Source organism: Nitratidesulfovibrio liaohensis, from assembly GCF_011682075.1.
Lineage (GTDB): Bacteria > Desulfobacterota > Desulfovibrionia > Desulfovibrionales > Desulfovibrionaceae > Cupidesulfovibrio > Cupidesulfovibrio liaohensis.
This window is the reverse complement of the sequence record NZ_VSMK01000010.1, coordinates 1-10,428: the sequence shown is the minus strand read 5'-3', so window position 1 is coordinate 10,428 and position 10,428 is coordinate 1. Positions and strand designations below refer to the sequence as shown.

The following is a 10,428-nucleotide window of genomic DNA, read 5'->3' as shown; positions in this document are numbered from 1 at the left end:
TCTGGCCGAAGCCCTGCGCCGCGCCCTGTCGGGCCTTGGGCGCGACCTGGCTCAAGCCCTGCGCGGCCTGGGGACCGGGCAGGCCACGCTGCCGTCCGACTTCTGGCATCGCCACCCGCCCATGCTGCGCCCCCTCACCGGCTATCTGCACATGTCCGTGCAGAACGCCGACGCCACTCCCGCCGCCTGGGCCGAGGCCCTGGCCCTGGTGGAGGCCCTGGCCACCCTTACGGCCTGATTCGCCCCCCTTCGCCCGTCCTCTCCCTTCCTCTCCCGTCCTGACTACCCTAGCCGGTTCAAATTGGCCCACCGGGGCCCATCCGCATGCCGCGCCATTGCGGCGCGTTGTCTGCCGCCCTGCCCATCGCCTTTCGCCCCGCCCCACCCGACCATCAAGAATGGTCAGGAATTGCAAATGCACCTGGCACACCCTCAACACTCGCACGGCAGCCCTTGCCGGGCCAGCCGCCCGATCACGCATGTAACCACCTGAAATCATGCTGCGTAGAGTTTTGGAACGGTCCTTGTACTCCAATGGCTGCAAGGAGCCCCGGCATGCATATTTTTCCCTTTCTTCCCGAGACCGAAAAGGCGCCGTCCGATGTGACGCGGCGCCCCAAGGTCACTGCCAGCACCCTCGACTTCGCTTCCGTGCTCGCGGACAAGGCGAGCCCGCGCTCCCTCTCAGGCGCGGGCACCACCGCCCTCCGCACCGCCGCCACAGCGGCCATGGAAGCCAAGGGCAAGGTGCGCAGGGGCGAGGACGGCGGGGTGCTCACCGCGCCGGGGCAGATCAGCCTTTCCTTGCAGGACGTCATCGCGCTGCGGAACCAGTTGGAAAAGAGCGGCGTCTCGCCCGACCGGCTGGAACGCCTCACCCAGATGGCCTCCAGCCCCGGCAACTACTCGCTGGGCCAGATCATTTCGGCCCTGCGCAAGGATGGCCCCTATGCCAACCTGAACGCAGACGGCACCGCCACCACCTCCCTGAGCGGCAACCAGCGCCTGGACGCCAAGCAGTTCCTGCAAAAGATCGGCATGCTGCCCGAAGAAGCGGACGGCATGCTGGCCCAGATGGACGCGGGCAACACCGACGCCGTGTGGAAGGCCGTCAGCAGCAAGCTGACCAGCAAGACCGAGGGCGACGCCATCGACGTCAACGTGGCGGAACTGGAGGCCATGGCCAAGGGCCTGCGGCTGTCGCCCGAAGTGCTGGCCGCCATGAAGACGCTGTTCGGCGGGCAGACCGAAATTTCCACCACCGCCGCCGGGCTCAAGTCGGTACTGGTGCCCGCCGGGCAGGAAATGGCCGCACGCGAACAGGCCGACCGCAACCTGGCCTCGGCCCTTGGTTCCGCGCTTGATCCGGTGTTGCAGGCGGCCAAGAAATCCGCCGAACGCATCGAACAGGCCGACCGGCGCGGTGACCGCGCCGCCCAGCGCAGCAAGGTGCTGATCCGCGAAGCCGCCACCGGCAAGGGCAACGGCAGCGGCATGGCGCCCGCGCTGGACGCCGAACGCCACGATGGCGGATCGGCCAACGCAGGCAAGACCCGCCAGTCGGGTCTGATGCGCACCGGGGGCAGCGCGCAGGAACATGGCGGTCCGTTGTCCGACCCGCGCCACGCCGCCGTGCAGACAGGCGATGCCATGCAGCAGAACGTGTCCCCGCACAATGGCAACGGGGGCAACAACGGCCAGCAGGCGCAGGTGGCGCAGGGCAATGCCCAGGCCCAGGCCTTCGGACTGGACAAGCAGTCATCGCAATCTGGCGGCGGCAAGGGTTCCGCCGGGCAGCAGGACCAGCACGGTCGGCCCGCTTCCGGCGGCAGCAGCGACCCGTGGGCCGAACTGCTGCGCAAGATCGACGTCAGCCCGTCCCTCAGCGGCGCGGCCCAGAGCATGGCCGACGTTTCGGCCAGCGCCGCCAATGCGGCGGGCGCGGCCCAGCGCCAGGGCCAGGCCCTGACCCCCTATCTTTCCGAACAGGCGGCGGCCCAACTCGAGCGGGGCATTCTTACCTCCATGCAGGACGGCACCCGTCAGCTGACCATGAAGCTCGACCCCGGCGAACTGGGCAACGTGACCGTGACCCTTTCCGTGCGCAACGGAGAGGTCAACGCCACCATCCGCCCCGACCGCACCGAGACCGCACAGGCCATCAACGACCAGTTGCATGTGCTGCGCACCGCGCTGGAACAGCAGGGGCTTAAGGTGGACCGGCTGGAAGTGCAGACCCAGTTGCAGGACAACTCGTTCTCGCAGGCCTGGCAGGATACGGCCCAGCACAACGCCAGCCAGGAACAGCAGACCCGCAACGCGGAGCGCGAACGCTACCGCCGCCTGCGCCGTCTTCGGGACGGGGGCGACGGCGGGGTCGGCGACTCCGGCATGCAGGCCGTGGACACGGCGGCTGCCGCGGGGCGCCCGGCAACCCTTACCGCCTCCGGGCTCGACATCATCGCATAGGAGGCCACCATGGCAGCCAGCCCCGTACTCGGCCAGGCCGAGCAGACGTTCAACAACTACCTTGGTGCCAAGACCAAGAACGACGAGTTGGACAAGCAGGCGTTCCTGAACCTGCTGGTGGCCCAGCTGAGCCATCAGGACCCGCTGAACCCCATGGACGACAAGGAATTCGTCGCCCAGTTGGCGCAGTTCACCAGCCTTGAACAGCTCACCAACATCTCCACCGGCATCACCGACCTGAACGCCAGCGCCAAGCAGCAGCAGATGTCCGCCGCAGTGGGCTACATCGGCAAGGAAGTGACCGCCAGCGGCTACGAGATCAGCAAGACCTCGCAGAAGGACAGCACCGGCGCAACGGTAAACTCCGTCAGCACGGTGTACTTCACGACGCAGGAACAGGTGAGCAACGGCTACATCAACATCTACGACAGCCAAATGAACCTGGTGCGCACGGAACTGATGGGTGCGAAGCAGCCCGGCACCTACCAGTACAAGTGGGACGGCAAGGATTACCAGGGCACCATAGTTCCGGACGGTGTCTACGCGGTTGCCATGTACGGCGAAGGTACGGACGGCAAGTCCGTGTACATCACCACCCAGGTTTCCGGCCAGGTGTCGGGCGTGGTCAAGGTGGACGGCGAACCCTACCTGAGCCTGGCGGACGGCCGCCACATAGCCTTCAGCAACGTCTCCGAAATCGTGGCGCCCAACACCAGCACCGGTGGCAACGACAAGGACGACGGTTCCGGAGATGATTCCGGAGACGATTCCGACAGTGGCACGGACAGCGACAGCTAACCCCCTGCGGAACGAGAGCACGCACACTACACCCCCACGGGGGTGCATGGACACAGGAGGTCGATCATGAGTGTCACGGCAAGTATGTGGACCGGCGTTTCGGGACTGCTGGCCCACGGCGAGAAGATGAACGTTCTCGGCAACAACATCGCCAACGTCAACACCGTGGGCTTCAAGGGCTCGCGCATGGACTTCCAGGACTTCATCAACCAGGACGTCTACAGCGCGGCCGGGGTGAGCCAGGTTGGCCGGGGCGTGTCCATCGGCGCCATTTTCGGCGACTTCAGCCAGGGCGCCTTTGAAACCACCAACGAAGCAACCGACCTTGCCATCGGCGGCAAGGGCTTTTTCCAGGTGCGGCCCAAGGGGCAGGAAACCTCGTACTACACCCGCGCGGGCAACTTCCGCTTCGACAACGACGGCTACCTGGTCGATCCGCACGGCTACGTGCTGCAAGGCTGGGAAATAGAAAAGGCCCGCCCCTCGCTGTCCACCTCCACCGCGCAGGTGACCACCACCACCTCGCAGATCAAGGGGGCGGGGTCGCCCAAGGACATCAAGCTCGACGGCTTCACCGCCGAGCCGCAGCACACGTCCACCATCACCTCTGCCCACAACCTCGACGCGCGCGACGGCGGCGACAAGTCGGTCAACGCCGCCAACCCGTTCTTCTCGGTATTCAACAACTGGGACGGCTCCGCCGACACGCCGCTGGCGGACAGCCGCTTTGCCTACCAGACCACCATCAAGGTCTACGACGAAGGCGGCACCTCGCACGAACTGACCGTCTACTTCGACCAGGTGGCCACCGACACGGTGGCGGGCGCGGCCAGCGGCAAGCGCTACTGGGAATACATGGTCACCATGAACCCCTCGGACGACCTGCGCTCTGTCAACGGCCAGAACTTCGCGGGCACCTCGGCGGCGGGCATCCTGATGACCGGCACGCTGACCTTCGACACCTCGGGTCAGCTCACGGACATGACCGCCTTCACCATCGCCAGCGGTGCCACCGGTTCACTGAAGGACATGAACAACTGGGTGCCCACCACCTTCTCCAACAACGGCTACCCGCTGTTCGTGGCCAACTTCTCGGGTGTCTCCAACGCCAGCTACACCTCGCCCACGGTGCCGCAGGAAGCCGAACCGTACCTGATGGAACTGAACTTCGGCCTGCGCAACCTCAGCAACACCTGGGCCAGCGCGCCTGCCAGCGCCGCCGCCATCGGCAGCAACGCCAGCAGCCTCGGCGGCCTGGGGCCGCAGGGCGAACGGCAGTCCACGGCCATGACCAGCTACGGCGGCCCGTCTTCCATGATCTTCCAGAAGCAGGACGGCTACACCTTCGGCTTCCTGCAGAACATCACCGTGGATCAGGACGGCGTGGTACACGGGCGGTACTCCAACGGGGTCATCCTGGACCTGTACCAGATCACCCTGTACGACTTCACCAGCCCCACCAACCTGCGACGCGAAGGGGGCAACCTGTTCTCCGAAACGCGCGCCTCGGGCGACGCGCTGGCGGGTCCGGCCAATGCCAACGGGTACGGCTCCATCAACTCCAACTCGCTGGAACAGTCCAACGTGGACCTTGCCCGCGAATTCGTGCAGATGATCACCACCCAGCGCGGCTTCCAGTCCAACAGCAAGGTCATCACCACCACGGACACCATGCTTGAAACCGTCGTGAACATGAAGCGTTAGCGACGGATCATGATCGACCGGCGGACGCGGGCCCGAACCCGCGTCCGCAACGTGTCGGCGGCGGCGCGCCCCAAGCGTGCCCCCCGCAAAACATCCCGGTCTGCCCATGCAAAAGGGCGGATCGGGATGTCTTGCATCGACGGCATGGCCCCGGAATGGCCGGATAACCGGCCGATGCTCGGTTCGGGGCGGGCACTGCCAGGGATGATCCGGAGCGGACGGCGCTTACGGTGTCTGGCGAGCACAGGGCCATGCCGCAGCGCGGAGGCTGGCGGGCAGATCTACCCTGCCGGACACCCCAAGCCAGTGCGCCAGCGGACGGGACATCCGAAACGAATGAAAGACGGGGGGAACGGAAGGAATCCGCGCGGGTGGTCAGGCAATGTGTGCGGACGGTTGGGCACCACGAGCGGACAACCGATATCAAATGTACGACCAATCAACATCAATGAATGCGCCTGAGCTCAGGGTGTGCCACCCCGCCGCCAGCCAAGGCACCGCGCGGACGGAGCGCCACGCCGGGAGGGAGCGTACGCCCCGGCACCCGACATGCGCATGGCGTCGCAAGTCCGACAACGGTTGGCAGTACCGCAAGAGGGCCGTCACCGGTCGTGACCGTCAGGGCGTTACCTTATGCGCAGCCAGGTCGCGCTTGACCGTGTCATGCCACGCAACCGGATCGCCACAGGATCCCATCCGGCCACGCGACTGGCAGCACGACTGGCCAGCCCGGCAACCGGGCATGGAACGGAGCGGCGGTGGGCAAAACCCGCCGCCGCTCCCTAGAATTGCCGGTTGAGCAGCCCGCCAAGGGTCATGCCCCCATCCTTGCCGACGCGCAGCACCCCTTCGGGCGGTATGCGCATGAGCACCTTGTTGCTGTTCTTTTCGGACACCTCGACCTGCACCACACCCTGGTCGTTCACGATCTCGAACTTCAGCGCGGCGCCCTTGGCTTCAAGGGTGCGCGAAAGGTCGTCCAGCGAACTTTCAAGCTGCTGCATGTCCACGTTGTCCGTTTCCGCGGATCGTTCGTCCCCGGTCGGCTGCCATTCCGCGAGAGATGGAGAAGTGGCGGATGAGGATGCGGCGGCCAAGCCGCGTGCCGGGGGGCGCTTGATATCCGATCCCGCGGACGAACCTGCCGTTACCGCCTGGATTTCGTCCAGCAGCATCATGGTTCCTCCTCGAGGCGACATTGCCTCCCCCGGAAACATCGTCTCACACTCCTTATCGGCAGATTGCGCCGCCGGATTAGGGTGCGGCCCGGCCCGTGCGCAGGGGATGCAAAAAATTCCCCCGCCACGCCCCAGCGCCGCACAGCACCCCGCAAGCCCTGGGAAAATTTTGGCATGGGCGCGTCGGCAACCGGGCACGGGGTGTCTAGAGTTTTGCTAACACTTTACCTTTCTTTGCAAAAAATACGTTGGCATCAACATTGCTTAATGATGACCAGACAACCCGAAGGAGGTTCACCACATGTCTTTGGTCATCAATCACAACATGATGGCGCTGAACGCCTCTCGTAACCTGAACGAGAGCTACGGTCGCCTGGCAACGTCCACCCGCCGCCTTTCCTCGGGTCTGCGCGTGGGCACTGCGGCCGACGACGCCGCAGGCCTCGCCATTCGCGAACTGATGCGGGCAGATATTTCCACCATGCGTCAGGGCATCCGCAACGCCAACGACGCCATCTCGATGATCCAGACCGCTGACGGCGCGCTGCAGATCATCGATGAAAAACTCATCCGCATGAAGGAACTGGCCGAACAGGCGGCCACGGGTACCTACAACTCCGACCAGCGTCTGATGATCGAATCCGAATATCAGGCCATGGCCTCGGAAATCACCCGTATCGCCAACGCCACGGACTTCAACGGCATCCACCTGCTGGACGGCACCCTTTCGGGCACGCACAACGGGTCGGGGCTGCGGCAGACCGGCGAGCTGAAGATCCACTTCGGCACCGGCAACGACTCGAACGAAGACTACTACTACATCAAGATCGGCGGGGCCACGGCATCGCAACTGGGCATCGGCAACGCGTCCGCCATGGGTGTCGCGGCCGGGGGCTACACCATCTCCACCCAGTCGGCCGCCCAGAACGCCCTGACCGCCCTTGACCAGGCGATCATCTCCAAGGACAAGATCCGCGCGGCGCTCGGCGCCCTGCAGAACCGTCTGGAGAACACCATCAGCAACCTCACCATCCAGGCGGAAAACCTGCAGTCCTCCGAGTCGCGCATTTCCGACGTGGATGTGGCCGAGGAAATGACCGAGTTCGTGCGCAACCAGATTCTCACGCAGTCCGCCGTGGCCATGCTTTCGCAGGCCAACTCGCTGCCGCAGATGGCCATGAAGCTCATCGGCGGCTAAGCCGCCTCGTTCACGGCGTAACGCCGCGCATCAACTGGCGAAGGTTGACCAAAGACAACAGGACCGGGAAGGAACGGCCTTCCCGGTCATTGTCTCCATCTCAGCCCTCGCTGCGCGACTCCAGCTCTTTCAGCGCCAGACCGGCCGCCATCTGTTCGGCCCTTTTGACGCTGGGGCCGATGGCCGTGAACACGGTGTCGTCCGGCAGCGTCAGCCGCACCTCGAAGCGCTTTTCATGCTCCGGGCCGCTGCTGCCCATCAGGGCATATACCGGCCGCTCCCGGAACAGCCGTTGCGTCAGTTCCTGCAAGCGGCTCTTGTAGTCCTTGCTGCGCTTGCCGTCGGCATCGCTGGGCCAGCGGGCGGCCAGCACATGGCGCACCACGGCCCGGGCCCGTTCGTACCCTCCGTCCAGAAACACCGCCCCCAGCATGGCCTCCAGCGCGTCCGACAGCAATGAGCTGCGTTCGCGTCCTCCCTGGCTTTCCTCGCCCCTGCCAAGCCGCAGGTACAGTTCCAGTTGCAGGTCGCGCGCAAGTTCCGCCAGCGCCGGTTTGCTGACAAGGCGCGCCCGCATGCGGGTCAGGTCGCCCTCTCGGGCGCCGGGAAAACGGGCGAACAGTTCTTCCGACACGCACAGCTCAAGCACGGCATCGCCCAGAAATTCCAGGCGTTCGTTGTGCTCCACGTGCTCCTGCTGCTCGTTGGCCCACGAACTGTGAGTCATGGCCGTGGCCAGCAGGCCTGCGTCGTTGAAGGCGTAATGAATGTCGCTTTGCAGCTTTTCGAACATGGGTTGATGGTCGCTCCTTCTGGATGCCGCCCGGCAGCTTTTGCCGCCCGGCGCTCCGGTCATGGCCGGGAACGATACCGGCACCGTCCCCATTGTGCAAGGCCACCCGCGCTGCGCATGTCGCCCGTGTCCAATCGTCAAATTTCCGGCGCTGCATGGTGCCTCGTTATGGCGTACCGTTGCCATCCCCCGTCAGCCGCCACCTGCCAGCCCCCTGCTCGTCTGCCCGGCAGCCCGGGCGCATCAGCCAGGCCCATCAGCACGACTCACGGGCGTCCCTGGGGCCTTCCGCACGCCTGGGGCATTCCGCCGCAAGCCCAACAACCATCGCGCTGACTCTGGCTGTGCGAGCGAACAGCCATGAAATTGCAGTTGTCCCTTGATTTTCGGCGGTTATTCGGGGCAGAATCAGTCAAGCACACTGCATGTCGCACCGGCCCGGCTTTACGGCGGCGGGGCGGCAGGATGCATCGCGCCGCGGGTCCGCTGGGCCGGGCGCGGGCATGCGCGCGGATCCAGCAACAGGAGGCTGCTATGGCGGCGGGCATCTACGTGGGTTCCACGGCCGGGTATTCCGGCAAGAACATGGTGATCATGGGCCTTGGCCTGCGCCTGCAGAAGGACGGCTACAACGTGGGCTACATGAAGCCCGTGGGCGCCATGCCGCAGGAACGCGGCGGCGTGCTGGGCGACGAGGACGCCTTCTTCGTGCAGGACGTGCTGGGGCTGGAAGAACCCTCCAACCTGGTCACTCCGGTGCTGGTCACCCAGGATTTCAAGGTGCGGGCCTTCAGCGGACAGTGCGAGGACTACATGCCCGGCATCGTCGATGCCTACCGCCAGCTTGGCAGCCGCCACGACGTGATGGTGGTGGCCGGTTCCGGCAGCATGTACTCCGGCCGCTACTGCAACGTGGACGGCATCCGCGTGGTCAAGGAGCTTGGGCTGAAAGCCATCATCATCGACCGCCTGCACAAGGAACTGAACTACGACTACCTGGTGGTGCTCAAGGATACCCTGGGCGACAACCTGGCAGGCGTGGTGCTGAACGACATCCCCGCCAACTTCATGAACGAGGTGGAGGGGCTGATCAAGCCGTTCCTGGAACGCAACGGCGTGCGCGTGGTGGGCGTCATCCCCAAGGACCCGCTGATGGGCGCCATCAAGGTGGGCGACCTGGCCGAACGGCTGGGGGGCAAGGTCATCTCGGCCCAGAACAAGTCCGACAAGGTGGTGGAAAACTTCCTCATCGGCACCATGCAGGTCGAGAACTTCATGACCCACTTCCGCAAGAACAAGAATTCCGCGGTCATCGTGGGGGGCGACCGGTCCGACGTGCAACTGGTGGCGCTGGAAGGCAACTGCCCGTGCCTGGTGCTGACCGGCAACCTGTACCCCAACGACATCATCCTTACCCGCTCGGAAGTGCTGAACATTCCCATCGTGGTGGTGCGCGACGACACGTACACCGTGGCCAAGAAGATGGAGGTCATCCTTTCGCGCCACAAACTGCGCGACGTCATCAAGATCCGACAGGGCGCACAGCTCGTCAGCTCCTCCATAGACTTCGCCTACGTCAAGGAAGCGGCTGGCCTGTAAGGCCGCCCGACGCAACGCGAAACGCACGGGGGGGCGCCTGCCCCCCCGTTTTTTTGCGCCACCCCCTTACCGGATGCAGCCATGACCGCCGACACCGCCACGCCGCCCGCTCCTCCGCCCCCTACCCCGGCGGACACCGCACCCGCCTTTTCCGCCGCCCTGCCGTGGGTGGGGCTGGTGGGCCTGCTGTTCTTCATCAACTACGGTTCGCGAGCCATGCTGGCCCCGCTGCTGCTTTCCATAGAGGCGGACCTGGGGCTGGACCACGCCCAGGCAACCCGACTGCTGTTCCTGATGGCCTGCGGCTTCACCGTCAGCCTTGCGGCCAGCGCCTTCCTGCTCAGCCGGGTAACGCCCCGGCGCATGGCGGCCTTTTCGTGCATGGCCACCGGCGCGGTGCTCATGGGCATGGCCGCCGTGCGCGACCATGCCACGGCGCGGTACATGTTCGTGCTCATGGGGTTGGCGGCGGGGCTGTACTTTCCGGCGGGCATGGCCACGCTGGGCACCCTGGCCCGCCAGCGCGACTGGGGCAAGGCCGTGTCCATCCACGAACTGGGGCCCAACCTCAGCTTCGTGGCCGTGCCGCTGCTGGCCGAGGCAGGGCTGCGCGTCACCGACTGGCGGGGCGTACTGCTGGCCGTGGGCGTGGCGGGCATGCTGACGGGCATCGTGTTCGCCTGGGTGGG

Annotated in this window: 8 protein-coding genes and 1 pseudogene; 7 read left to right on the top strand and 2 right to left on the bottom strand. The window is 65.4% G+C overall.

Annotated elements, in window-relative coordinates:
* The 4 genes and pseudogenes from FVW27_RS00515 to FVW27_RS00500 all read left to right on the top strand — a co-directional run.
* A pseudogene (locus FVW27_RS00515) lies at positions 1 to 238 on the top strand (glycosyltransferase family 9 protein); the annotation flags it as partial.
* A gap of 317 nt (positions 239 to 555) precedes the next feature.
* On the top strand, positions 556 to 2,469 hold the full coding sequence (locus FVW27_RS00510) for a flagellar hook-length control protein FliK (RefSeq protein ID WP_167121814.1): 1,914 nt from the start codon (positions 556 to 558) through the stop codon (positions 2,467 to 2,469).
* A 9-nt stretch (positions 2,470 to 2,478) separates the two neighbouring features.
* A complete protein-coding gene (locus tag FVW27_RS00505; protein ID WP_167121813.1) occupies positions 2,479 to 3,267 on the top strand; it encodes a flagellar hook assembly protein FlgD in 789 nt (262 codons plus the stop codon).
* Positions 3,268 to 3,333: 66 nt separating this feature from the next.
* Complete coding sequence (locus tag FVW27_RS00500) at positions 3,334 to 4,971, top strand: flagellar hook protein FlgE (protein ID WP_167121812.1); 1,638 nt, start codon at positions 3,334 to 3,336, stop codon at positions 4,969 to 4,971.
* Positions 4,972 to 5,753: 782 nt separating this feature from the next.
* On the opposite strand, the gene FVW27_RS00495 is transcribed toward FVW27_RS00500, so the two are convergent.
* Complete coding sequence (locus FVW27_RS00495; RefSeq protein WP_167121811.1) at positions 5,754 to 6,149, bottom strand: flagellar protein FlaG; 396 nt, start codon at positions 6,147 to 6,149, stop codon at positions 5,754 to 5,756.
* 301 nt (positions 6,150 to 6,450) lie between these two features.
* Here FVW27_RS00495 and FVW27_RS00490 point away from each other — a divergent pair, with 301 nt between their 5' ends.
* The gene (locus FVW27_RS00490; RefSeq protein ID WP_167121810.1) at positions 6,451 to 7,347 is read left to right on the top strand and encodes a flagellin N-terminal helical domain-containing protein; all 897 of its coding nucleotides are present in this window, start codon (positions 6,451 to 6,453) and stop codon (positions 7,345 to 7,347) included.
* A gap of 100 nt (positions 7,348 to 7,447) precedes the next feature.
* On the opposite strand, the gene rnc is transcribed toward FVW27_RS00490, so the two are convergent.
* A complete protein-coding gene (gene rnc, locus FVW27_RS00485; RefSeq protein WP_167121809.1) occupies positions 7,448 to 8,140 on the bottom strand; it encodes a ribonuclease III in 693 nt (230 codons plus the stop codon).
* Between the two features lie 534 nt (positions 8,141 to 8,674).
* Here rnc and FVW27_RS00480 point away from each other — a divergent pair.
* Positions 8,675 to 9,739, top strand: a complete 1,065-nt coding sequence (locus FVW27_RS00480) for a phosphotransacetylase family protein (protein ID WP_167121808.1) — start codon at positions 8,675 to 8,677, stop codon at positions 9,737 to 9,739.
* 81 nt (positions 9,740 to 9,820) lie between these two features.
* A partial coding sequence (locus FVW27_RS00475; protein WP_167121807.1) for an MFS transporter occupies positions 9,821 to 10,428 on the top strand: 608 nt, incomplete at its 3' end.

What these genes read in the sequence shown, in the direction of transcription:
- FVW27_RS00510 (WP_167121814.1), top strand. Translation starts at nt 556, where the DNA reads ATGCATATTTTTCCCTTTCTTCCCGAGACCGAAAAGGCGCCGTCCGAT.
- FVW27_RS00500 (WP_167121812.1), top strand. Translation starts at nt 3,334, where the DNA reads ATGAGTGTCACGGCAAGTATGTGGACCGGCGTTTCGGGACTGCTGGCC.
- FVW27_RS00480 (WP_167121808.1), top strand. Translation starts at nt 8,675, where the DNA reads ATGGCGGCGGGCATCTACGTGGGTTCCACGGCCGGGTATTCCGGCAAG.
- FVW27_RS00505 (WP_167121813.1), top strand. Translation starts at nt 2,479, where the DNA reads ATGGCAGCCAGCCCCGTACTCGGCCAGGCCGAGCAGACGTTCAACAAC.
- FVW27_RS00490 (WP_167121810.1), top strand. Translation starts at nt 6,451, where the DNA reads ATGTCTTTGGTCATCAATCACAACATGATGGCGCTGAACGCCTCTCGT.
- rnc (WP_167121809.1), bottom strand. Translation starts at nt 8,140, where the DNA reads ATGTTCGAAAAGCTGCAAAGCGACATTCATTACGCCTTCAACGACGCA.
- FVW27_RS00495 (WP_167121811.1), bottom strand. Translation starts at nt 6,149, where the DNA reads ATGATGCTGCTGGACGAAATCCAGGCGGTAACGGCAGGTTCGTCCGCG.